The organism is Sodalis sp. RH14, assembly GCF_047324285.1.
Classification (GTDB): Bacteria; Pseudomonadota; Gammaproteobacteria; order Enterobacterales; family Enterobacteriaceae; genus Acerihabitans.
This window is the reverse complement of record NZ_CP178739.1, coordinates 1,842,013-1,863,863: the sequence shown is the minus strand read 5'-3', so window position 1 is coordinate 1,863,863 and position 21,851 is coordinate 1,842,013. Positions and strand designations below refer to the sequence as shown.

At 62.4% G+C, this 21,851-nt stretch carries 20 protein-coding genes; 4 read left to right on the top strand and 16 right to left on the bottom strand.

The features are described 5' to 3' along the window. Positions 1-2: 2 nt before the first annotated feature. A complete protein-coding gene (locus ACL2XQ_RS08325) occupies positions 3-3,320 on the bottom strand; it encodes a DUF5107 domain-containing protein (RefSeq protein WP_413740246.1) in 3,318 nt (1,105 codons plus the stop codon). 112 nt (positions 3,321-3,432) lie between these two features. Here ACL2XQ_RS08325 and ACL2XQ_RS08320 point away from each other — a divergent pair, with 112 nt between their 5' ends. Beyond that, a complete protein-coding gene (locus tag ACL2XQ_RS08320; protein ID WP_413740245.1) occupies positions 3,433-4,665 on the top strand; it encodes an ROK family transcriptional regulator in 1,233 nt (410 codons plus the stop codon). A gap of 38 nt (positions 4,666-4,703) precedes the next feature. Here the strand turns inward: ACL2XQ_RS08320 and ACL2XQ_RS08315 are convergent, their stop codons facing one another. After that, positions 4,704-6,959, bottom strand: coding sequence for a heavy metal translocating P-type ATPase (locus ACL2XQ_RS08315; protein WP_410015575.1), 2,256 nt, complete (start codon positions 6,957-6,959; stop codon positions 4,704-4,706). Between the two features lie 85 nt (positions 6,960-7,044). On the opposite strand from ACL2XQ_RS08315, the gene cadR reads away from it, so the two are divergent. Beyond that, entirely contained in the window at positions 7,045-7,476 is a 432-nt protein-coding gene (cadR, locus tag ACL2XQ_RS08310) for a Cd(II)/Pb(II)-responsive transcriptional regulator (RefSeq protein ID WP_413740244.1), read from the top strand. Positions 7,477-7,655: 179 nt separating this feature from the next. Here the strand turns inward: cadR and ACL2XQ_RS08305 are convergent, their stop codons facing one another. The 7 genes from ACL2XQ_RS08305 to ACL2XQ_RS08275 form a co-directional block, all read right to left on the bottom strand. Further along, positions 7,656-8,897 (bottom strand): pyridoxal phosphate-dependent aminotransferase, encoded by a 1,242-nt coding sequence (locus ACL2XQ_RS08305; protein WP_413740243.1) that lies wholly within the window; start codon positions 8,895-8,897, stop codon positions 7,656-7,658. A 118-nt stretch (positions 8,898-9,015) separates the two neighbouring features. Beyond that, entirely contained in the window at positions 9,016-9,990 is a 975-nt protein-coding gene (locus ACL2XQ_RS08300; RefSeq protein ID WP_410015578.1) for an arginase family protein, read from the bottom strand. 4 nt (positions 9,991-9,994) lie between these two features. Further along, the gene (locus ACL2XQ_RS08295) at positions 9,995-10,795 is read right to left on the bottom strand and encodes an amino acid ABC transporter ATP-binding protein (protein ID WP_410015579.1); all 801 of its coding nucleotides are present in this window, start codon (positions 10,793-10,795) and stop codon (positions 9,995-9,997) included. Continuing rightward, complete coding sequence (locus ACL2XQ_RS08290) at positions 10,792-11,514, bottom strand: amino acid ABC transporter permease (protein ID WP_410015580.1); 723 nt, start codon at positions 11,512-11,514, stop codon at positions 10,792-10,794. The genes ACL2XQ_RS08295 and ACL2XQ_RS08290 overlap by 4 nt, the downstream gene beginning before the upstream one ends. 3 nt (positions 11,515-11,517) lie before the next feature. Next, positions 11,518-12,177, bottom strand: a complete 660-nt coding sequence (locus tag ACL2XQ_RS08285; RefSeq protein ID WP_410015581.1) for an amino acid ABC transporter permease — start codon at positions 12,175-12,177, stop codon at positions 11,518-11,520. A 31-nt stretch (positions 12,178-12,208) separates the two neighbouring features. Further along, on the bottom strand, positions 12,209-13,063 hold the full coding sequence (locus ACL2XQ_RS08280; RefSeq protein ID WP_413730623.1) for a transporter substrate-binding domain-containing protein: 855 nt from the start codon (positions 13,061-13,063) through the stop codon (positions 12,209-12,211). Between the two features lie 33 nt (positions 13,064-13,096). Next, positions 13,097-14,062: an agmatinase gene (locus tag ACL2XQ_RS08275; RefSeq protein ID WP_413740242.1), complete on the bottom strand. Its 966-nt coding sequence runs from the start codon at positions 14,060-14,062 to the stop codon at positions 13,097-13,099. A 385-nt stretch (positions 14,063-14,447) separates the two neighbouring features. Between ACL2XQ_RS08275 and ACL2XQ_RS08270 the strand changes: the two genes are divergently transcribed. Beyond that, a complete protein-coding gene (locus tag ACL2XQ_RS08270) occupies positions 14,448-15,410 on the top strand; it encodes a LysR family transcriptional regulator (RefSeq protein WP_410015584.1) in 963 nt (320 codons plus the stop codon). 60 nt (positions 15,411-15,470) lie between these two features. Here ACL2XQ_RS08270 and ACL2XQ_RS08265 read toward each other — a convergent pair whose 3' ends face one another. From ACL2XQ_RS08265 to ACL2XQ_RS08235, 7 genes are all read right to left on the bottom strand, one after another. Beyond that, complete coding sequence (locus ACL2XQ_RS08265; protein WP_410015585.1) at positions 15,471-16,163, bottom strand: DUF1989 domain-containing protein; 693 nt, start codon at positions 16,161-16,163, stop codon at positions 15,471-15,473. A gap of 14 nt (positions 16,164-16,177) precedes the next feature. Continuing rightward, positions 16,178-16,843, bottom strand: a complete 666-nt coding sequence (locus ACL2XQ_RS08260; protein ID WP_413740241.1) for an amino acid ABC transporter permease — start codon at positions 16,841-16,843, stop codon at positions 16,178-16,180. Further along, positions 16,843-17,493, bottom strand: a complete 651-nt coding sequence (locus ACL2XQ_RS08255) for an amino acid ABC transporter permease (RefSeq protein ID WP_410015587.1) — start codon at positions 17,491-17,493, stop codon at positions 16,843-16,845. Before ACL2XQ_RS08255 ends, ACL2XQ_RS08260 begins: the two co-directional genes overlap by 1 nt. 7 nt (positions 17,494-17,500) lie before the next feature. Continuing rightward, entirely contained in the window at positions 17,501-18,154 is a 654-nt protein-coding gene (locus ACL2XQ_RS08250; RefSeq protein WP_413740240.1) for an urea carboxylase-associated family protein, read from the bottom strand. A 1-nt stretch (position 18,155) separates the two neighbouring features. Next, a complete protein-coding gene (locus ACL2XQ_RS08245; protein WP_410015589.1) occupies positions 18,156-18,770 on the bottom strand; it encodes a DUF1989 domain-containing protein in 615 nt (204 codons plus the stop codon). A 3-nt stretch (positions 18,771-18,773) separates the two neighbouring features. Continuing rightward, a complete protein-coding gene (locus ACL2XQ_RS08240) occupies positions 18,774-19,613 on the bottom strand; it encodes a transporter substrate-binding domain-containing protein (RefSeq protein WP_413740238.1) in 840 nt (279 codons plus the stop codon). Between the two features lie 260 nt (positions 19,614-19,873). Further along, positions 19,874-20,725, bottom strand: a complete 852-nt coding sequence (locus ACL2XQ_RS08235; RefSeq protein ID WP_410015591.1) for a MurR/RpiR family transcriptional regulator — start codon at positions 20,723-20,725, stop codon at positions 19,874-19,876. Between the two features lie 138 nt (positions 20,726-20,863). Here ACL2XQ_RS08235 and ACL2XQ_RS08230 point away from each other — a divergent pair, with 138 nt between their 5' ends. Continuing rightward, positions 20,864-21,796: a LysR family transcriptional regulator gene (locus ACL2XQ_RS08230; RefSeq protein ID WP_413740237.1), complete on the top strand. Its 933-nt coding sequence runs from the start codon at positions 20,864-20,866 to the stop codon at positions 21,794-21,796. Positions 21,797-21,851: the final 55 nt, after the last annotated feature.

Sequence of the window (21,851 nt, the reverse complement as noted above, 5' to 3'; positions counted from 1 at the left end):
CCCTATTGGTTTTGTTGTGAGCAGTCCTGCAATTCGCCGGTCAGCGTAGGGGCCAACACCGCGAATAACTGCGCCTTATCATGGTTGGGATTACAGGCGAGCAAGGCGTCGAGCTGCTGTTGCCAGCGCAGGGTATCGCCGAGCCCGAGGGCTGCCAGGGCGCCGACAAACAGGCAGTGCTGACGGTGGTTTTGTGCCGGGTCATTGTCCAGCACCACTAAATCGGGCAGGGATACCGCAAAGAAGTCCGTCGCTACCGGCCGGTCGAGGGCGGCGTCGGACCAGTGCCGCAGGGCGGTAAAGAGGTCGTGCGCCTCCCGGACGCGGCCCAGGCGCGCCAGCGCCGCGCCCTGGTAGAACACATAATCCACCGGCTGATCGTTGTAATAACGGCTTTCATTGACCTCGCCGTTGCCCCGTGCCGCCCGTTGAAAATGCGCCCGCGCCTGTACGTCGTCCCCCAGGCGCTGCGCGCAAATGCCCAGCCAGAAGTAAATATCGTTGTCGGTTTGCCCCACCAGCCGCCCTTCCCCCAGGTTCGGCGGATAGCGCAGCGCCGCCTGCAGGCTTAAGGACGCGGTATGCGGCTTACCCGCCGCAAGCGCGCCATGGGCCTGGCGAAGCTGCGCGATCAGGTATTGGGCGGTCACTTTGCCCTCGCCGCCTTCCCAGGGGTGGAAGACATGGGACAACAGCACCGACAGCGCTTTTTCCGGTTGCCCGAGCTGATTATATAAACTCAGCAGCTCGGCAATCAGGTCGTCGCGCCGGAGGACCACAGGCATATGCGCCGTCAGTTTTGCCAGGCGTTCCGCCGGTTTGACCCCGCATAACCTGCGCAGGCAATCCCCTTCAAACAGCAGGCGCGCGTCGGTGGGGGCCAGGGTGAACGCCTGTTCCAGATGGCGGGCGGCCAGCCGGCGATCCTGTTGCTTATTGAAATAGAAAACCCCCAGGTCGCGCCAGACGCCGGCAAAAGCGGGCTGCAGCGCAAGACTGCGCCGCCAGCAGTCCACCGCCCGCGGGTAGTTGCGTTTGCTGTAATGGAAGCACCCCAGCAGATACTGGGCGAAATAGCACTCAGGCAGTTGTTCCAGCATCGCCACTTCCGCCAGTTGGTTGGGGAACCGCACCAAGCGGCCGAAGTTATCCCGCGCCTGCTGCAGTAACGCCAGGTATTGCCCTGGCGAAAGCGTCCCTTTTGCCAGGACGGCGCGTAAATACAGCGGCAGGGTTTCCCGGCTGTCGAGCAGCGTCAGGATGGCGAGGGCCTCGTCACGCAGGCCGAACGATAGCAGGGTAGTGGCGATGCCCAGGGCGTTAACGCCCCGATCGCCGGTGACCCGGCGCAGCTCGGCAAGCGATGCTTCCTGGTTATCAAACAGATAACGCAGGGCAAACAGCACATAATGCAGGGGATAGACCTGCAGTTGCCGTTCAATATACGCCAGGCTTTCAGCCGGCCGGCCGGTGCGTTGCAGCAGGACGGCCCTCAGCGCCAGCAGCGGATAATTGGCGCCGTTGCTCAGCAGGCTCTGGTCGGCAAAGGCTAACGCGTCCCGCCACTGCCGGCGGCGGGCGGCGATGCGCGCCAAACCGAAAAAGCCCCCTTCCTTGCCGTTGCCGCTCCAGGTCGCGCGATAAAAATCTTCATAGGCGCGATCCCATTGCCGCAGGCGTTCCCAGGCGCAGGCGCGTATCAGGCTGGCGCCGCCGTCCTGCGGATTTTTATTCAGGCGATGGCTACGGGCTAAAGCGGCATCGGCATAGGCGATCGCCTGCTCATAGCCGGCACGGTTATACTCTTTTATCGCCAGCGCCAGGTTGCAACGGTAGTCGCCGGCGTCCAGGGCCAGCCCTCGCCGGTAATACTCGTCCGCGCCCTGTCCGGCATGGTTATATTGTTCCAGGTGCTGGCCGATAAACCAGGCTTCGTCGGCGCTGTCGATATCGGCGGGCGGGCGCGGAGGCTGGGCCGGGGCCGGCAAAGGCGCGTCCGTGGGCTGGTGCTCAAGGTAGCTGAGGACCACGTTATTCTGCGTATCCCTGAGTTCGATGGACAACCGGCCGGAAAAATCGCCCGCTAATTCTTCCTGTAACGCCTGGGTGGGGGTCAGGTCCACCGTGATATCCAGTAGCGGCGCAGGCAGGCGCTGGTCGCGGATAACCAAACGATACCCATGCAGTATCGCCACCGCGTAGAGCCCCCATATCAATCCCGCCGCGGTTCTTTCGAGTTTCAGGGCGGCGGTGGTATTGGCGTTTTGCAGCGTGCCCAGGGTATTGTAAGGGAGGAAATTCTGCACAAAGCGCTTTTCTTCCCCGGCATCCAGCCAGCTGAAATCCGGCTGGTTATCGGTAAATACCCCGGTCATCAATTCAATATAGGGGCCATTGGCGTCGGTCAAGTTAGCGTCCCAGGCGCGGCCGAACTCGCCGTTGCCCCAGGTCCACTGTTTTTTCCCGGGCGACACATGATGATCGGCAATATGCAGTAAGCCGCCCTGCTCATCATGGCTGTAAGCGCCGACAAAATCGTAGTCCGACTTATAGGCCATATACGAGGTGGGCACCGGGATATTCTTATAACGGGAAATATCCACCCCGGCGGAATAATCGACTTTATAGTAGGTGCCGGCGGCGATGGGAAACGTGGATACATCGCGTTTGCCGTGATCAAATACCGCGGTGACATCGGGCGGAAAGATGCTTTGGTGATCGTCGCCGCCTTTTACCGCCGGATTCGCCCACCATAAAAAATGACGGGGCGTATCGTTGCCGTTGAAGATCCTGGCCGAAATTTCGATTAACGCCCGATCCGGATACAGGGTAAACCCGGTCATGACCTGCAGGCCGCGCATAGGCTCCAGCTCGCCCAGCCAGACCGTGCATGCGCCGTCCTCGTGCTGTTGCAGCCGGTAATCCACCGGCATATAGGTGGTCGGCCGGTGATGCTGCGGCCAGTTGAATTCGATGCCGCCGGATATCCACGGCCCGAGCAGGCCCACCAGGGCGGGCTTAATCACCTCGTTGTGATAAACAAAATCGCGCTGTTTGATCTTGTCGTAGGCGCGCTGGATACGCCCCCCCAGTTCCGGCAACAGCATGACCCGCAGATAATCGTTTTCCAGCCACAGCGCCTGATATTCCCGCGGCGCTTTTTCCCCGGTCAGGGTATCCGTTACGCCGTAGGGATAGACCGCGCCGGACGATCCCTGGTACACCCGATGTTCCAGAAACATCGGATGCGTATCCTGCCCACCGGTCAGGTAAGTGGGAATCGACACGCTTTCCCGCCACATCTTCACTGTACCTGTCATAGCCGCCTCAATTAAAGTTTTGATTAAACAAATCAGAGGAGGCAGTATAAAGGACAGTTTGTGGTCAATATTCGTCAAGCGGTCACGCAATACAGTTAAGTGAGTTGAGTGAATGAACCTCTGCGGCATGAACAGCCATATGATGCGCGGTCATAATAAAGCAGTAATAATCAGCCACTTATACCGCGAAAAAATCGCCAGCAAGTCTACGCTGGCACGATTAAGTCAATTGAGCATCCAGGCGGTGAGCAATATTCTGGATGAATTGCTTGCGGAGGGTTATTTGTGCCGTTCAGCACGCAATTTGCACAAGCGCGGCAACAACAGCGGCAGCTTCCAGATCGCCACCCGTGGCAATATCCTGTGCCTGAATATCTCGCCTTTTTTGATTGAAAGCGTCCTGGTGGATGGTCTGGTCCGGCCGCTGCAGCCCCTGCGGCAGCAGCCGGCGCGGATTGCCACGCCCGGGCAATTGGCGCAGGAAATCGAGCGGCAGTACCATGGATATCGCCAGCATGATCCACAGACGCCGCTGCGCATTGCGCTGTCCATCCACGGCCAGGTCAATCCGCGCACCGGCGTGTCGGAAAGAATGCCCCAGGCGTTGTGGCACGAGCCCGTTGAACTGCGTTATCTGCTGGAAGAGAAACTGGCTACCCGGTTGTTGATGGACAATGATTGCGTGATGCTGGCGCTGGCGGAGAAATGGCAGAACCGGGCTAACGCCGGTGATTTTTGCGTTATCAACGTCGATTACGGCATCGGCTCATCCTTCGTTATCGATCGTGACATCTATCGCGGTACGCTGTTCGGCAGCGGCCAGATCGGCCATACCATTATCGATCCCGACGGGGCGGCCTGCTCGTGCGGGCGCTACGGTTGCCTGGAGACCATCGCCTCGCTCTCTTCCCTGAAGAAAAAGGTCAGGATGCAGTTAAAAATGACCCCGGACAACGACCTGGAAAACCAGCAGATCACCACCGCCTGGCTGCTGAGTGAATTCCACGCCGGCAACCCGTCGGTGCGCTTGCTGGTGCAGAACGCGGCGCGGGCGATCGGGCTGAGCCTGTATAATTTCCTCAATATCCTGAATATCAACCGTATTTATCTCTACGGCCGCAGTTGTCAATTCGGCGCCGACTGGCTGGCGATCATCCATGAGCAAACCCGCTATAATCCCTTCGATCACGCCGAGACCGCCATAGACAACGCGACACAGATTCTGGTGGGCGGATTGAGCCGGCAACAGCAGGTGATGGGCATCGGTTTTCTCTATGCCGAGAACATCCTGAAAAACGGACTGTTCGATCGCGCCGCGCCGGAGGTCCAGGCGCGGCAGGAGTGACCGCGCTGCGCCCGAACGGCGGAAAACGGCCGCCGGCGCTACTGGCGCGTCAGGCGCAGTCCGTTCGCCACCACCAGCAGGCTGGCCCCCATATCGGCGAACACCGCCATCCACATGGTGGCCATGCCCAGCATGGCCAGGATCAGGAAGGCGGCCTTGATGCCCAGGGCCAGCGTAATATTCTGCACCAGCACCCGGCTCGTGGTGCGCGACAGGCGCACGAAGCGCACTATTTTATTCAGGTCGTCATCCATCAGCGCCACATCGGCGGTTTCAATGGCGGTATCCGTGCCCGCCGCCCCCATGGCAAAACCGATATCGGCCCTGGCCAGGGCGGGGGCATCGTTGATGCCGTCGCCCACCATGCCGACCTTGCCCTGGCGCGCGTACTCCTCCACCGCGCGCAGCTTGTCCTCCGGCAGTTGATCGCCCAGAGCCTCGTCGATGCCGACCTGGCTGGCGATGGCGCGGGCGGTATGGGCGTTATCGCCGGTCAGCATCACGGTTTTGATGCCCAGAGCCTGCAGCGCCTTGATGGCGGCGCGGCTGCTTTCCTTTACGGTATCCGCCACCGCGAACAACACCAGTACCCGTTCGCCGTCGCTGAGCATGATAACGGTCTTGCCCTGCGCCTCAAGCGCGCCAAGCCGCGCCTCCAGCTCGGGCGTACACACCCCCAGTTCATGAATCAACCGATGGTTGCCAAGCTGGTACTGTACGCCGTCCACCGTGCCGCGCACGCCGCGTCCCGGCAGCGCGCCGAAATCGGCGACGTCCGGCGGCGGCGCGTCATTGCCCCGGTCCGCCGTCGCCACGGCGCGGGAGACCGGGTGATCGGAGCGGGAGGCGATGGCGACGGCGACAAGCACCGGGTCCCGCCCCTCCCCTTGCGCCAGCGGCACGGTATCGGTCAGCGCCGGTTTGCCATGGGTAATGGTGCCCGTCTTGTCCAGCGCCAGCCAGGCGAGCTTGTGGCCTTCCTCAAGATAGACGCCGCCCTTGATCAGAATACCGTGGCGGGCGGCCGCGCCCAGGCCGCTGACGATGGTCACCGGCGTCGAGATCACCAGGGCGCACGGGCAGGCGATAACCAGCATCACCAGCGCCCGGTAGGCCCATTCGTACCACCCGCCGCCGAACAACAGCGGCGCCCCCAGGGCGATGGCCAGGGCGAGGACAAACACCGCCGGCGTATAGATCCGCGCGAACCGGTCGATAAAGCGCGCAGTGGGCGCGCGCGCGCCCTGCGCTTCCTCGACCGCATGGATAATGCGCGCCAGGGTGGATTGGGTGGCGGCGGCCGTCACCCGGAACTCAAACGCGCCCGATCCGTTAATCGTGCCGGCGAACACCGTATCGCCGGCGGTTTTTTCCACCGGCAGGCTCTCACCGGTGATGGGCGCCTGATCCACGCTTGAGGCGCCGTCCGTGATCACGCCGTCGAGAGCGATGCGCTCGCCGGGTTTTACCCGCACGATCCGGCCCGGCGCAATATCCCCGGCGGCCACGTCGGCCCAGCCGCCGTCCGGCAGCCGCACCGTCGCCAGTTCAGGGCTGAGCTGCACCAGTCCGCGGATGGCGTTGCGCGCCCGGTCCAGGGATTTGGCCTCGATAAGCTCGGCCAGGGTAAACAGCACCATCACCATGGCCGCTTCCGGCCATTGGCCAATCAACATCGCCCCCGTGACGGCGATGCTCATCAGCGTATTGATATTCAGATTGCCGTGGCGCAGCGCAATCCAGCCTTTCCGGTAAGTTTCCAGGCCGCAGACGGCAATGGCCGCCAGCGCCAATACCGCCCCCGCCCATTGGGGCCATCCCGCCCAGTGGCACGCTTCCGCGCCCAGCGCCGCCGCGCCCGCCAGCGCCAGCGGCCACCAGGGTTTAGCCGCCGGCGTCTCCGGCGGCCGAGCGTCCACCACCGGGCTGCTGTCCATGCCCAGCGCGCGGATCGCCGCCTCGACGGCGGGCAGGGCGCCTTCGCTATGAGCGACGGTCAGCACCTGCCGCATCAGGTTGAACTCCATGCCCTGCACGCCGGGCATACCGCCCAGCGCCTTGCGGATCATGCCCTCTTCCGTCGGGCAATCCATCTGGGCGATATACAGGCGGCTGATCAGGCTGCCGGCGGGAAAGCCGGCCGCGCCCGGACTGGCCGCACTGGCGGTGGCGGAGTGCGCCGCATCCGTCCGGCAGCAGGGCTGAGGCGGGTTATCCTGGCCTAATGGCCCTGAAACACGGGCGCGACAGCAGTCGCGGGGGGTGGTGATGGGGGTCATGCGCTGAAAAGCCATGTTGTGCTCCTGTTAGCATCCGTTATGGCGTATTGCACACCCTGAAGCTACTATAGAGTCAAGCCATATAATAAAGGAGCCCGTGATGAAAATCGGTGAAGTCGCGTTAACGGCGCATTGCACGGTGGAAACCGTGCGTTTTTATGAAAAACAGGGTTTGCTGCCCGCCCCCCTGCGCACCGCGGCCAATTACCGCAGCTATACGCCGCAGTACGTGGAGCGCCTGCGGTTTATCCGCCACTGCCGCGTGCTGGATATGACCCACGGGGAAATTCGCCAGTTGCTGGATCTGGTTGAAAAGCCCGATGCCGGATGCGGCGCGGTCAACCATCTGCTTGAGGAGCATATCGCCCACGTGGAGGCGCGCATCGCAGAGCTTACCCAGCTTAAGGGGCAGCTTACCGACCTGCGCCGGCGCTGCCAGCGGGAACAGCGGGTGGATGGCTGCGGCATTGTGCAAGGCATTGCGGCAATGGACACCGGGCCGGCGCCGGAGCGGCATACGCATTTGGGCTGAATGTCCGATCTCGGCGGATGAACGGGGTAACCCGCCGCCCAGCGCTAATTATCTTAGACGCCTGACGCCGTCGGCAGGACGAGGACATTGCCGGGGCCGGCATCGGCCGCTTTACCCCTCGCGGTTGGCGACATGAGGGGCAAACCCTGGCTCCGCCGGGAGGCAGGATGCCGCGCCACTCAGCGTGGTTGCTTTGCCAAGCCCGTGGCCAGGAACGCGCGCAGCCTTGCCACCCCCTGTGCTAGCCTGTCCTGCGAACTGGCGAAACACCAGCGGATACAGCCCTCGCCCGCCGGGCCGAACGCACTCCCCGGCGCCAACCCCAGCCCGGCGTCGGCCACCAGCGCCTTGCACAGCGCCAGGCTGTCCCGCAGCCCCGCCACACGGAAAAAAAGATACATGGCGCCCTGGGGCAAGGGCGTTTCTATTTGCGCAAAGGCGCTCAGTTCGCGGTAGAGAAAATCCCGCGAGGCCTGGAATCGGGACAGGGTGTCGCGCAGCGCCGCCTCCCCCTGGCTGACCGCCGCCAAGCCCGCCTTTTGCACGAATGCCGGCGCGCAGCTGCTGTTATATTCGATTAATTTACCCATATCCTCGATTAGCGTATCGGGCACCACCATCCATCCCAACCGCCAGCCGGTCATCATCCAACTTTTGGAAAAGCTGTTAATCACGATCAGTCGATCCCGCGCATCGGCAATATCAAGAAACGACGGCGCACAGCGGTTTGCGGGCATGTCAAACACTATGCGGCCGTAGACCTCGTCGGAGACAATCCAGATACCGTGCCGGCGGCAATGCGCCAGCACCATCGCCTGCTGCGCCGCCGACATTACCCAGCCGCTGGGATTATTCGGCGAGTTAATCACCAGCGCCCGCGTGCCCGGCGTCAGGGCGGCAAGCAGCGTCTCCATATCCAGGTGCCAGCGGGAGACGTTTTGCGGTTCACGCAGCAGCCGCAGCGGCACTTCCGCCACCCGCGCGCCGAGAATTTTCGGAATTTCAACCAGGTTCGGCCACACCGGCGTCACCACCACCACCCGGTCGCCGGGACGGTAAAGCGCCTGCGCCGTCAGCATCAGCGCCGACACGCCGGAATTGGTCACGGCAATGCGGTTTTCGTCTACCGGCCGGTGCCAGGACGACAGATAACGCGCCAGCGCCTCGCGCAGCGCCGGCTCGCCCAGGTTGGGGGTATAAAACGTCTCCCCCGCCGCCAGCGACGCCTGCGCGGCGGCGCAGATAAACTCCGGCGTGCTGCGATCCGGTTCGCCAAACCAGAACGGCAGGATATCCTCGCGGCCAATAGCGGCGTTGGCCACCTCGCGGATGGCGGAAAAACGCAGATCGCGCACGCCGGACCGCATCAGCGGCGCATCATCGGGGCCGGGCGGCAGCGCGCCATCGTCTGACAGTGACATGTCTTCGCCTTGTAAAAGATGAACGGCCGTGACCGTCGTCACGGGATTGCCCCAGATTAACAACGTTCGGCTGAAAAAGGGAGGCCGGCGCGCTGATATCCCGCCGGCAATCTATTATTTATTCCGCCGCGCCTTCCCGCGCGCGCCGTGACTCGCGCCAGCGCGGCTGGTCGCAGATATTGCCAAGGAACTCGATTACCACGTGCGCGCCCAGGTAAGACGTCACGCCGGAGCCGACATCCAGCAGCGGGTTGACCTCGACAAAATCAAAACCCACCACCTGATAGCGTTCGGCTATCGTCTTCAGGCTGTCGCGCAATTCGGCGTAGGTCATGCCGTCCGGCTCCGCCGAGACGCAGCCCGGCACCAGCGACATATCCAGCACATCCACGTCGATGCTGACATACACCCTGGCGTTTTCCGGCAGCAGCGCGCCGATACCCTGCGGCCCGATGCGCCGGAACTCGCCCATCGGAATCACCCGGTTTCCCCCCTCAATCACCTGCTCAACGATTTCCGCGCTGTGGCGCAGGCTGCGGATGCCAATCTGCGTCAGGCTGCTGGCCTTGGCCCGCTCCACCACATGGCGGAAAGCGTGGCCGTTGGTGTATTGCATATCCTGCTCCAGCGTGCCGTAATCCGTATGGGCATCAAAATGCAGTACGTGGATATCGCCGTCAAACGCACGGAACACCGGGTAGGTAATCGAATGGTCACCGCCCAGGATCACCGGCAGCGCGCCGCCGTCCAGGATGTGCTTAACCGCGTCGGTGATAAGCTCAAAGGTTTTTTCAACATTGGTGGGATGGATATCCACATCGCCGGCGTCCACGATCAGCCCGCCGCGGACCTCCTCGCCGAGGAATTCCCGCTTTTCCTCCGGGGAATAATAACCGCGATGCTCGCTGCAAAAACGCAGCGAGTGCTCGCGTAGGGAGCGCGGCGCCATACGGGTGCCGGGCATAAAGGGCGAGCCCTCGTCGAAGGGAATGCCCAATATGGCGATGGCCGCGTCCAGTTGGGTGATATCAGGCGCAATCCTGGCGCGTAAAAACGAAGGAATGCCGACAAACGGCCGGTTGACTCGGGACATGATGTTACTCCTGGGTAGAGGGATTATCGCGCCCCGACGCATAGGTCAGGGTCAGAAACTGCCGCAGGCGGGGATCGCGCGGGGAACCGACCAGCTGTGACACCGGCCCTTCCTCGACAATGCCGCCCTCGCACATAAACGCGAGGCGTCCGGCAACGTTCACCGCAAAACGGATATCGTGGGTGACAATCAGCATGGCCATGCCGCCCTGCGCCAGCGAGCGCAGCAGCGTCTGCACCTCGCCCACCAGCTCCGGGTCAAGCGCCGAGGTGGGCTCGTCGAACAGCATCACCGCCGGGTCCATCACCAGCGCCCGGGCAATCGCGGCGCGCTGCTTCTGCCCGCCGGAGAGCTGCCAGGGATAGCGGTCGGCTACCTGGGACAGCGCAAACTGCGCCATTTGCCGTTCCGCGCGCGCGTGGGCTTGTTCACCGCCGCGGCCCAATACCACCCGTTGCGGCGTGACGATGTTTTCGCGTACGGTGAGGTGCGGCCACAAATTGAACTGCTGGAATACCATCCCCAGCCGGGGACGCAACATATCGATCTGGCGCCGGGACTGGTGGCGGATGATTTCCCCTTCCCGCCGCCGGCCGAAAGGGGCGCCGTTGATCTCGATAAAACCTTCATCCGGCGTTTCCAGCCAGGTCACGCAGCGCAGCAGCGTGCTTTTGCCACAGCCGCTGGGGCCAATCAGCGCCACAATTTCACCCGGGGCAATATCCAGATACACCTGATTAACGGCGCAGACCTGGCGAAAGCGTTTGCTGACAGCGGTGACGCGCAGAGCGGGCGGATTATTCATGGCATGTTCCGCCAGTCAAGGGAGAGGTAGCGCCGGGCAATGGCGCTGCGCTGGATAGCATGGCGGCTGGGTTGCCCGCCGCCCAGCTCCACGCGGCGGGCAATCTCGGCGACAAGCGCGGCGATAAGCCAGTACAGGGCGGTAATGGCGATAAACACCTCGAACGGCGCGAAGGTGGCGCCCTGCACCACCAGGCCTTGATAGGTGAGTTCCGGCACGGTGATGGAACTGAGCACCGCCGACTCCTTCATCATGGTCAGCGTCATATTGGTGGTGGGCGGCACCACCGCGCGCAGGACCTGCGGCGCGATAATATGGCGCATGGCCTGCGCAGGCGACATGCCTATCGCCCGGGCGGACTCAAACTGGCCGCGCGGCAGAGCCTGGATGCCGGCGCGCAGGATCTCGCCGTAGTAGGCGCTGGCATAGAGCGCCAGCGCCAGGGTACCCACCACCTCGGCCGGCAGACGCAGGCCGGTATAGGGCAACCCGTAATACACCACGAACAGAAAAATAATAAACGGCGCGCTGCGCAGGCAGGCGATATAGAGACCGATCGGCGCGGCCACCACCCGCAGCGGCACCAGGCCGAGTAGCGCCACCGCCATGCCCAGCAGGTAGCCGATGGCAAAGGCTATCAGCGTGATTTTCAGGGTCAGGCCGGCGCCCTGCAATAATAGCGGCCAGTAGGGATAAAGCACGGTGAAATCAATATGCATACGTTATACCCGGGCGTCCGCTGCCCTGGCCTCCAGGTAGCTGCCGATGGCGCTGAACGCCAGATTGATCGCCAGAAAAATCAGCGCCGCGCCAAGCAGCGTTTCAAACGGCCGGTAATTACCGCCGGCAATTTGCTGCGCGGTGCGCAGCACGTCCACCACGGTAATGACCGATAGCAAGGCGGTGCCTTTGACGATAATCGTGGCTTCGTTGACAATGACCGGAATCATCCGCCGGAACAGCTGCGGTAAGACCACGCATTGCCATATGGCGCGTGGGGGCAGGCCGAGCGCCGCGGCGGCTTCGATATGCCCCGGATCGAGGGTGGCAAGGCCGCCGCGCATGGCTTCGGCCAGGAATACGGTACTGTTGAGGGTAATGGCGATTATGCCCGCCGCCTCGGGGCTGAGGTCCAACCCCAGGGCCGGCAATACGTAATAACAAATAAAAATCTGGATCAGCAGCGGCGTGCCGCGCACAAAGCTTATCAGCACCGCGGACGCCCTCCCCAGCCAGACGATTTTTTTCGCCCGCAACAGGGTAAACCCGGTTGAGAAAGCCAGCACCAGCAAAAAAATAATCACGGCCAGGCTAAGGTTGACCCATGCCGCCTCCAGTAAAGGCGGGAAACTGGAAAATAACGTTTGCCAACTGAATTTCATCGCCGGGTCTCCGCGTTCGGTTTAACGAAAATTATTGCGCGCCGGGGGGAAGATAGCCGCTATCCGGGATGTCCATGGTAAAACCGAACCATTTTTGCTGAAGTGTCGCCAGGCGCCCGTCATCACGCATGCTGCGGATAACGCCGGAGATAGCATCGCGCAAATCCTTATCTTCCGGGCGGGTGACCCAGGCCAGGTAGTCATAGCCGCCCTGGTTGGGAATCGCCGTCATCAGGTCAAAGGTATCCGGCCGCTGTTTTACCAATACCGCCAGGCTCGGCAACGATTGCACCACCGCGTCCACCTCGCCGTTGGCCAGCGCCATATACGCTCCCTGGAAATCGGTAAACAGCTTGAGCTGCTTATACCCCGCGCCGCCGTCGGCCTTCAGTTTGGCGTCCAGGGCGCGCGCCACGGGTTCGGTGGACGACGCCAGCTGGGTTGCCACCACCTTGCCGTTAAGATCGGCCAGCTTGGCCAATGCGTCACCCTTGCGCTTGAGCAGATACGGCGCGCCGTTGGCAATGGGCAGGGTGTAGGCATAACGCTTGGCGCGCTCTTCGTTAATCCCAACCGTGGTGGCGACGAAATCAAACTTACCGGCCAGCAGCCCCGGCAAAATGCCCTGCCAGGGCAGATCCAGCTGTTTTACCTTCACTCCCAGCGTCTTGGCCACTTCCACCAGGATATCCGACCCATAGCCGACGATTTTGCCATCCTGCACAAACTCGAAGGGGGGAAACGCCGCCTCGGTGCCGACGGTAACGGTGCCGGTGCGTTTGATTTTTTCCAGCGCGGTTTCAGCCGAGGCCTGGCCGGCAAGCAGCCCAAGGCCGGCGCACAGCAGTACCAGCCGGACAATAAACAGGTGACGGGTTTTACGCATGATTAACTCCCATTGAGGACCGGTAAGGTGGCGTCAAGACTGCGCCGTGACAAAATAATCCGCCCGCACCGCCGCGCCGATCACATTCACCATCAGGCGCGCGGCGGTAATACAGCTGATATGATTCACATCTTTGGCGGGGGTAATTTCGACGATATCCATGCCCACCACTCTGCCCTTGCGTACCAGGGCATGGATCAGGCGGCGCACCTGATGAAAGGTGAGGCCGCCCGGCGCCGGGGTTTCCACCGCGGGCATCACCGTAGGATCCAGGCCGTCCGCATCGATGGTGATATAGAATTGACCGCCGTCGGGGATGCGGTCGATAACGGCGTCGATGCCCGCGTCGTGGACCTCGAAGGCGGGAATGATATGCGCGCCATAGGCCAGCGCCGCGTCCACTTCCTCGGTGCGGGCGCTGCCCTGGGCGCGAATGCCGATCTGGAAGATTTCGCCGATATGGGCCATTTCTGACGCGCGGCGGATGGGGCTGGAAAGACCGTTGCGTACGCCGTTCACCTCATTGCGCCAGTCGATATGCGCATCGATCTGAATCAGGGTAATCGGCCCCCGGCCCTCGAACGCCGCCAGGATGGGAATGGGGATGCCGTGGTCGCCGCCCAGAGTAATGGGCATGGCGCCGGCCGCGAGGATTTTACGGATCGCCTGCTCGGCGCGCGGGGTATGGCTGCTAAGATCGGCGGGATCCGCCAGCACATTGCCCACGTCCACCAGCTTGATCGGCCGGTTATCCAGGATCGGGCCGCCGACGTCGAAATCATACTGATCCTTGCCCTTGCTGACGGTGTCGCTTACGGCGCGCACTGCGTCGGGGGCATGGATCTGATCGTTGCTGATGGCATGAGGGGCGTAGGCATTGCCGTAGGGCAGGCCGATAATGGCGATATGCGCGTCCAGATGGTCGAGATCGGTGGACACCGGCGATCGCAGGAAGCCCTGGGGGCCGTAGGAGGGCGGAACGGTAAGGGGTTGCGACATGTGCTGCTCCTGAAGGATGGGTAACGCTTGGGAGTATAGATCGGTTGCCGGCCGCGCTTGGTAACCGCCGGTGAACCTATGCGTGTATGGCGTACACCCTTTTCGCCGGCAACATGCATCCGGCCCGCTCCCGAGCCCCAGGATGGGGCATGCCTGCTCAGATAAAGAGCAGCCGTGGCCGGCGGTGACGCATCACCGTCGTCTCCCGGCATGGCATTTATCTTGCATGTTGTCTTTTGCATATTGTCTTTTGCATGTTGTATTTTGCGCGTCGTTTTTTGCGCACGTTTTTGTTGCAGGGTCCGTTGTTAGACCCACTCTGACCGCTCTCAGGGCGCACGTTAAGCGCGCCTTCCGATGTAGCCCCGACGTTAGGCAGCGAAACATGAATCAATCCGCCAAAAATCTTAAACCCGTGCCGCCTCTGACGGAGGCCGATCTTAAACTGCTGCGCATCTTCCGCATGGTCGCCGAGGCCGGAGGTCTGACCGCGGCCGAGGAGGCGCTGAACATCGAGCGGTCCACCATCAGTCGCCATCTCCAGAACCTGGAGGCCAGGCTGGGTGAAAAACTCTGCTTTCGCGGGCCGGCCGGTTTTCAACTGACGCTATTCGGTGAAAGTGTCTTAAGGGCATCCAGCCTGGCGGACGATACGCTGAAAAAAATACGTGACGATCTGAACGACGCGCGTAATATCCTGGCGGGCGATTTGACTATCGGCATCGCCGATAACTGCCTGTCCAATTCCGGCTCCAAGGTGTCCGAGGCGCTGGCGGCATTCCGCTCCATCGCGCCGGACGTCACCGTGCATCTGTCCATCCATCAGCATGATTCGCTGCTCACGCACATGCTTGACCGGCAATTGCATATTGGCATCAGCGGCATGCCGGAGACCAACCGGCAGTTGCAAAGCGTGCCGTTGTTCAAGGAGGCGTTCCGCCTCTACGTGGCCATCCCCTTCGGCCAGCCGTCGCCCGGGATGGCGGATTTAATTGACCAGAATTATGTCCTGGTCACCCGCGATCGCGATCCCTACAGTTCCCGGTTAAGCCAGCGGCTTAATATGAAACGCAAGGCCGTTGCCTCGGGACTGGAGGCGGTCGCCACCCTGATTGCCGCCGGCGGTTATGTGGGACTGTTGCCGACCCATTACGTGCAGACGCTGTCCCAGTTCTATTGTTTTGTTGAAGTCGCGGATGCGCAGACGTTCGCCTATGAAGTGACGTTTTCGCTGCTGTCGCTGCGGGGGCATCCCCTGCCCCCCAGCGGCCAGCGTTTTATGCGTTTATTGCTCAATTTAATGCACCAGGATACCCGCGGCGGGTTCCCGTTGAAGGCGGCCAGCTAACGCCCGCCTATCGTGCCGCGCCGCCAGCGACGCGGCCGGAGCCAAGCCACGCCACGCGTATTACCGGGTGCTCGGCGCCGCCGTCTCCGGTATCCATGGCCCTTTCACCTCCCCGCCGGGAAAATCGCCGGTGAGAATACGCAACAGCATGTCGCGCGGCGTGTTATCGCCCTGCCCCTGGATGCTGACGATGTCCTGTGGACAGGCGGAAAACGCCACGTAGCAGTCCATTTCGGCGCGCAGGATAATGTAATCCCCCGGACGCGTCACCGTCGGCAGCGTGCTGAGCGTGATGCCGTCCGGCTGCACGCGAATATTCATAAACACATTAAACGAGGCGAGATTGCCGTGCGGCAGGGCAACGCCCAGTTCCGCCAGTCCTTGATGCAGGTTATCGTGGCAGTTGCGATGCGGCTCCGTGCAGCCCAGCAGCTCATAGCGGCGCGCGTCGCAGGCCGCCATAAAGGTGTCGTGCACGCCCGGGGAGGTATCCGCCACTAGGGTCAGGATCGGATGGCGCTGATTGGTGATAAAACTGTCGCCCACCACCGGATTCAGGCGCTGGTTCCAGACCCGCGTCGCCTCCATGCACATGTACTCGCCCACGTCGCGGGCGTTATAAGCCCAGCAGTCCGCCACCTGGGTGCCGTGCAGGTTAATCAACTGCACCGCTTCACCCGCGGCCAGGCGGATCGCCTTGCCGTGGCGGGCGGGGATCAGCCGCTCATCGCGGCAGGTAAATTGTGCTTCCATTGGTCTTCTCCAGGTTAATTCGCCGTACGGCGGCTATAGCGCGTCATGCGCCGCTCCACCCGCCGGGCCAGAATGTCGATAACATTGTTAAGCAGCCAATAACACAGCGCCACCGCCAGATAGATTTCCAGCGGGGCGTAGGTGGCCGAGATGGCCTGCTTGGCGGCGTACATAAATTCCCGCACCGAGACAATCGACAGCAGCGCCGAGTCCTTGATCAGGCCAATCAGCAGGCCCGTCAGCGGCGACAGCATCTGCGGCAGGGTTTGCGGCAGCACCACGTCCACCAGTGCGCGGGTCCGGCTTAAACCCAGCACCCGCGTGGCTTCCCACTGCCCGCGCGGCAGGGCCGCCATCGCGGCCAGGATCACCTGCGCGACATAGGGAGCGTAATAGAACGTCAGCGCCAGCACGCCCACGGTGGGCGACGAGAACGTGATGCCATATTCAGGCAGCACAAAATACAGCAGATAAATCACCACCAGCAGCGGCAGGCCGAGGGTCAGCGCGCGATAGGCGCGCAGCAGCGGCTGCCAGAAAGGCGGCGCGCGCAGCAGACACCACGCCAGCAGCGCGCCGGCAAGCCCCGCGCACCATGCGGCGATAAGACTCAGCAACAGCGTGATTTGCATCCCCGCCCACAGCGCGGGAGCCGACGAGGCAATGGCATGCCAGTCCATTATACCGGTCTCCCTTTGCCTTCGAGATAACGCGCCGCGCGCAGCAGCGGCAGGGCAATCAGCAGATAGCCGAGCGCCACCAGCAGCAGCACCTGGGCCGGCTCGTAGCTGCGGGCGATGACGATCTGCCCGGCGTAGGTCAGCTCGGTCAGCGCCACCACCGACGCCAGCGGCGTGGTTTTCAGCAAAAGGGTAAATTCGTTGACCAGCATGGGCAGGCTGGCGCGCATCACCTGCGGATTGACCACATACCACCAGGTGAGCCAGCGTCCAAGCCCGAGCGTGCGCGCCGCCTCCAGCTGTCCTGGCGTGACCAGGCGCCGGTTGACCCGCAGGATTTCCGCCACATAGGCGCCGCTGTTCATGCCGATGGCGATCGTCGCCGCCAGCAGCGGTTGCCCGCCCAGCCCGAGCCTGGGCAAGGTAAAAAACACCACGAACAGCTGGACGATGGCGGGCGTGCCGCGCATCAGGCTGACATACAGCCGGCCGGCAAAACGCGGTACCCCGCCCCGCCGCAACTGCAGGTAGCAGCCCAACTGGCCCAGCGCCAGGCTCAGCAGCGCCGCCAGCATCGTCAGTTGCAGGGTGACCCACAGGCCCCGCGCCAGCTCCGGCAATCCGGCGCTGACCTCAGCATCCAGCCCCATGGCTACCTCACTGAGCCGGAAAATCGGTCAACGCTTCCGCCGCCGATAGCCGCAGCGGCGCCGGACGGTCATTACCCTCGATCCCTGTGCAGCAGGCGCTGACGATAAACAGCGTATCCATCACCACCCGGCAGGTGATGCTGTCGCCGGCCCGTGTCTCATTAGGCCGCGGCGCGATAGCGCCATTGCGTTCCAGGTCTACATGCATAAACAAATTGACGGGGTCGGGCAGTTTCGGCACAGGCATCTTCAGGCGCGCCAGTTCGGCGGCCACCGCGTCCATACAGCCCTGTTGCCCGGCATAACCGCGCCCGGCCAGCCACGCCGTGGTGGAACCCGGCAGCAGCAGATCGTGGCGGCGCACGCTATCCTTGCCGAGCACCATAACCGGCCGGCGGCGGTTATTGACCAAACGCATGCCCGAGCCGAGCAGATAGCTGTTGCTAAAGACGCGTGTGTGATGCACCGACAGCCAGATCCCCGGATCGTCGACGCTGAAACCAAATAGCGAGGCGACCGCGCCGTCGCCCAGCGCGGTGATGCGCAGCAACTGTCCGCGCACCACGCGGATAGCACCCGCCGCGCCCGGCGTCACCACGACCGGCTCCGCCAGCGAGCGCGCGGTTTTTTGGGCGGCAACATCCTCTTTCATCAGTAACATATCAGGCCTCGCCGGCGTTGGGTTGATCGGAGATAAGGATATCGATGGGGGTCACCTGTAGCCCGTTGCCGGGAATAATGTCTTGCGGACAGGACGACACGGCGCAGACCAGATCGCACAATGCCAGGAAGGTAATGCGGTCCCCCGCCCGGCTATGCGGATCGGTCACCTCCATTCGGCCGTCGGCGGTGACCGGGCCATTCTGGAACAGGTTGAACGGTTCCGGCAGGCTGTAGTAGGTAACGCCAAAGCCGCGCATGCCTTCCAGCAGGTTATCGACGCAGTTGCGATGCCCCTCGACGCCGAAGTCCACGCTGAACCGAGTACGGTCGCAGGCCGGCACGTTGGCGTCGTGAATGCCGATGCTGTCGTCGATAATACGCAACATGGCGCGGTTATCGCTTGACCAAAGCGCGTCGCCCGGCTTAAAGAACAGCGAGCGCAGGTGTTGGCGCGTATGCACCGGCGACAGCTTCTCGGCGGGATTCGCCGCGTTTACCGCCACAAAATCCGCCGCCTGCTGCCCCTCGCTGTCGATAATGGTGAGATATTGCCCTTTACGGACGGTGAATGCCCGGCCGTGCCCGGCGGGGACATGAACCTGTTGCTGACACATGCCTTACTCCTGCGGAATGAAATTATCGGCCGGCACCGTAAAGGTGGTGCCCAGGTATTGGGTTTGCAGCTGTGCCAGTTCGCCGGTTTTCTGCATCGCCAGGATACGGTCGCTGATAACCTTGTTCAGCGCGGCGTCCTCTTTGCGGGTGGCCCACGCCATCCACTGCGATGGGCCTATCTCGCCCACCTGCGCCACCTTGCCGGGATATTTTTTCGCGACAGGCGCCAGCACGGCGATATCGTCAATCACAAAGTCGGCGCGTTTGGTCATCAAGGTGCTGACGGTCTGGTCCAGCGTATCGACGCTGATGATGATGATAGGTTTAAGGCCTTTGCCCGCCAGTTGGTCATTAAAGGTTTTCAGCAGTTGTTCCGGCACGCTGGCGCTTTTTGCCGCGCCGCGCAGCCCCGCCAGGTCTTCCACTTTCAATGGCTTGGCGCTGAAATGGCCCGCGTCGGCTTGGCGTACCAGGATACCGTTGACGGTTTTACTGAAGGGCACGGTAAACAGCACCTTCTTCGCCCGCTCGGCGGTGACATTAAGGGAGGAACCTTCGGCGTTGAAGGCGCCGGAGATCAGCCCGGGAATAATGCCGCTGAAGGCGGTTTTCTGAAACTCCAGTTTCACCCCCAGTTCTTTGGCTACCGACTGCATAATGGCGGCGCTGTAGCCGACCACCTCGCCCTGGTCGTTGGTGTATTCGTAGGGGGGAAAGGTGGGATCGATACCGACGGTCATTTTGCCGCTGGATTTGATATCGGCCAGCGTATCCGCCTGGGCCGTGGCGCAGTAAGATCCTAAGGTCAGCAGCGCGGCGGCGAAAAAGGCGATTTTATTCATAAGGGTCATATCCTGGTGTGGTGGCGATGTCTAGCAATTAGGCAGCTTTCATGCCACTTTTTACCGCCATCGTTATCCGCGCCGGGGGAGAAACCCTTTTTTCTGTATAAAATCAGAATGAAACTATTGTTTCTTTATACTTATATTTTATTTCTTTTGTTTCTTAACGGTCGTTTACAGCCGCGCCGGACCGGCGGTTGCCGCGCCGCCGGCGCACCATCCCCGGGCAAAATCTTGCGCTATTGCACCATGACGATCGGTTATTCCAGCTCATCAAGCCACTGGTGCACGGATTCGATCAGCGCCAGCTGATCGTTGCGGGCTTTGCCACGCTCGCGCGCCACCAGCGAACACAGCAGGTTGCATACCCCCGAGAGCGACGCGGTGCTGTCAAAGATCAGGCTGCCCTCGGTGTGGCAGCGAATAATCCAGGTCGCCTGTTTCGAGGGTTTGCCGGAAAGGACGTCGGAGAGGTACAGCATCGGCACCCGCAGCTCCGCCATGGCGTTCATCGCCGCCTCCAGGGCGGGCATCCGGCGGCGCAGGCCGACGCAGATTGCCACGTCCAGCGGCCCCAGCACGGCAAGGTGCTCCGCCAGCGAATCGCCGGCGCGCGGCAGCAGCCTCACGTCGTGGTGAACATGGATCAGATCGCGATAGAGCATGGCGGCAATGGTCTGGCTGAATCGCCAGCCCATCACCACCACCCGGCGGGCGCCTGCGACCGCTTGCGTGATGTCGCCCAGTTGCTGCGCGTCCAGCGAGCGGTAGGTATTGACCAGGTTGGCCACCTCGCGCTCCAGATGGTTTTGGATCACCGCATCCAGCGGCGAGCCGGATTGAAATTGCTGCAGGTAAAGGGGCGAGCCGCTGTTTTGCATATCGCGCGCCTGCCGCCGGGCCGCGTCGTAATTGTCATAGCCCAGATGGCGGAAAAAACGCGTGGTGGTGGCTTTTGAGACGCCGGCGCTGCGCGCCAGCTCGGTGGCGGTATTCATCGCCAGCTGGCCCGGCGCGGCCAGAATCACGTCAGCCAGCCGCTGCTCATGGCTGGAAAGCTGCTCCCAGCATTGACGGATGCGGTTCTCAAGGGAGGCGGTTTTCACACTCATCAGATTTGTTGCCCTGGATAAATAAATCTCATCCTGCACAGAGTGCGCCGACTTGTCATCAGGAAAGTGCGCGCCGGCTGTGCGATAATGGCGGCAGCGCATGCTGACAAGAGGCGTCGGACGCCATGGAGCCGAGGTATGATGAATCATCCCCACATTGAGCTGGCGTGGCTTGAAGACTGCGCGGCCCTGGCCGAGAGCCTGAATTTTTCACGGGCCGCGGAGCTGAGGCATGTGACGCAGCCGGCGTTCAGCCGGCGCATTCAGGCGCTGGAGGAGTGGGCCGGCACGCCGTTGTTTGAACGCAGCCGGGGCGGCGTCAGGCTAACGGCCGCCGGTGAGGTGTTCCACCCGCAGGCGGTGGCCCTTCTGCGCGCGATTCAGGATCTGCGGGCGAAAACGCTGGAAGCGGCGGGCAAAGGCGCGCAGATGATCATTTTTTGCGCAACCCATTCGCTGTCCTCTTTGTTTTTCCCCCACTGGCTGCGTGAAAGCGGCATCACCCCTTTGGATGGCCAGGTAAAGCTGGTGTCGGACACCTTGCTGGCCTGCGAACGCCTGTTCCTGCGCGGCGATGCGCAATTCTTGCTGTGCCATTCCCATTCGGATGCCGGCCGCGGGCTGGAGAACGCGCACTTTACCAGCGTCCAGGTCGGCGAGGATATCCTGCTGCCGCTTTGCGCGCCCGACGCCACCGGCAAACGGCCGAAATGGTCCCTGGACGACATGGCCCGGCCGATACCGTACCTGTCCTACAGCACTGATTCAGGGCTGGGCCGGATAATCGCCACCCAACGGCACATGACCGCGCAGCTGGCAAAAATGGACAGGGTTTTTACCTCCGATCTCGCCGCCACCCTGCTCGCCATGGCCCGGGCCGGAGACGGCGTGGCCTGGCTGCCCAGGACGCTGGCGCAGGCGGATCTGCTCAGCGGCGCGTTGGTCGCGGCGGCGGTACGGGACCGGCGCCTCGAGGTACCGGTGCAGATTAGGGTGTTCCGCCCGGCATCGTCGATGACCCGGGCGGCGGAGCGGTTATGGCAGGCCATCGCCGGCCAGGGCCCGCGCTGACGCGGGATGCGCGGACAGCCATGCCGGCGCGGTATCAGGCGTTACCGGGCGCGCG

Coding starts and splice junctions, on each gene's coding strand:
- ACL2XQ_RS08250 (WP_413740240.1), bottom strand. CDS start 18,154: ATGTTACTGATGAAAGAGGATGTTGCCGCCCAAAAAACCGCGCGCTCG.
- ACL2XQ_RS08325 (WP_413740246.1), bottom strand. CDS start 3,320: ATGACAGGTACAGTGAAGATGTGGCGGGAAAGCGTGTCGATTCCCACT.
- ACL2XQ_RS08320 (WP_413740245.1), top strand. CDS start 3,433: ATGAACCTCTGCGGCATGAACAGCCATATGATGCGCGGTCATAATAAA.
- cadR (WP_413740244.1), top strand. CDS start 7,045: ATGAAAATCGGTGAAGTCGCGTTAACGGCGCATTGCACGGTGGAAACC.
- ACL2XQ_RS08285 (WP_410015581.1), bottom strand. CDS start 12,177: ATGAAATTCAGTTGGCAAACGTTATTTTCCAGTTTCCCGCCTTTACTG.
- ACL2XQ_RS08240 (WP_413740238.1), bottom strand. CDS start 19,613: ATGAATAAAATCGCCTTTTTCGCCGCCGCGCTGCTGACCTTAGGATCT.
- ACL2XQ_RS08245 (WP_410015589.1), bottom strand. CDS start 18,770: ATGTGTCAGCAACAGGTTCATGTCCCCGCCGGGCACGGCCGGGCATTC.
- ACL2XQ_RS08265 (WP_410015585.1), bottom strand. CDS start 16,163: ATGGAAGCACAATTTACCTGCCGCGATGAGCGGCTGATCCCCGCCCGC.
- ACL2XQ_RS08305 (WP_413740243.1), bottom strand. CDS start 8,897: ATGTCACTGTCAGACGATGGCGCGCTGCCGCCCGGCCCCGATGATGCG.
- ACL2XQ_RS08295 (WP_410015579.1), bottom strand. CDS start 10,795: ATGAATAATCCGCCCGCTCTGCGCGTCACCGCTGTCAGCAAACGCTTT.
- ACL2XQ_RS08275 (WP_413740242.1), bottom strand. CDS start 14,062: ATGTCGCAACCCCTTACCGTTCCGCCCTCCTACGGCCCCCAGGGCTTC.
- ACL2XQ_RS08280 (WP_413730623.1), bottom strand. CDS start 13,063: ATGCGTAAAACCCGTCACCTGTTTATTGTCCGGCTGGTACTGCTGTGC.
- ACL2XQ_RS08235 (WP_410015591.1), bottom strand. CDS start 20,725: ATGAGTGTGAAAACCGCCTCCCTTGAGAACCGCATCCGTCAATGCTGG.
- ACL2XQ_RS08260 (WP_413740241.1), bottom strand. CDS start 16,843: ATGGACTGGCATGCCATTGCCTCGTCGGCTCCCGCGCTGTGGGCGGGG.
- ACL2XQ_RS08315 (WP_410015575.1), bottom strand. CDS start 6,959: ATGGCTTTTCAGCGCATGACCCCCATCACCACCCCCCGCGACTGCTGT.
- ACL2XQ_RS08270 (WP_410015584.1), top strand. CDS start 14,448: ATGAATCAATCCGCCAAAAATCTTAAACCCGTGCCGCCTCTGACGGAG.
- ACL2XQ_RS08230 (WP_413740237.1), top strand. CDS start 20,864: ATGATGAATCATCCCCACATTGAGCTGGCGTGGCTTGAAGACTGCGCG.
- ACL2XQ_RS08290 (WP_410015580.1), bottom strand. CDS start 11,514: ATGCATATTGATTTCACCGTGCTTTATCCCTACTGGCCGCTATTATTG.
- ACL2XQ_RS08300 (WP_410015578.1), bottom strand. CDS start 9,990: ATGTCCCGAGTCAACCGGCCGTTTGTCGGCATTCCTTCGTTTTTACGC.
- ACL2XQ_RS08255 (WP_410015587.1), bottom strand. CDS start 17,493: ATGGGGCTGGATGCTGAGGTCAGCGCCGGATTGCCGGAGCTGGCGCGG.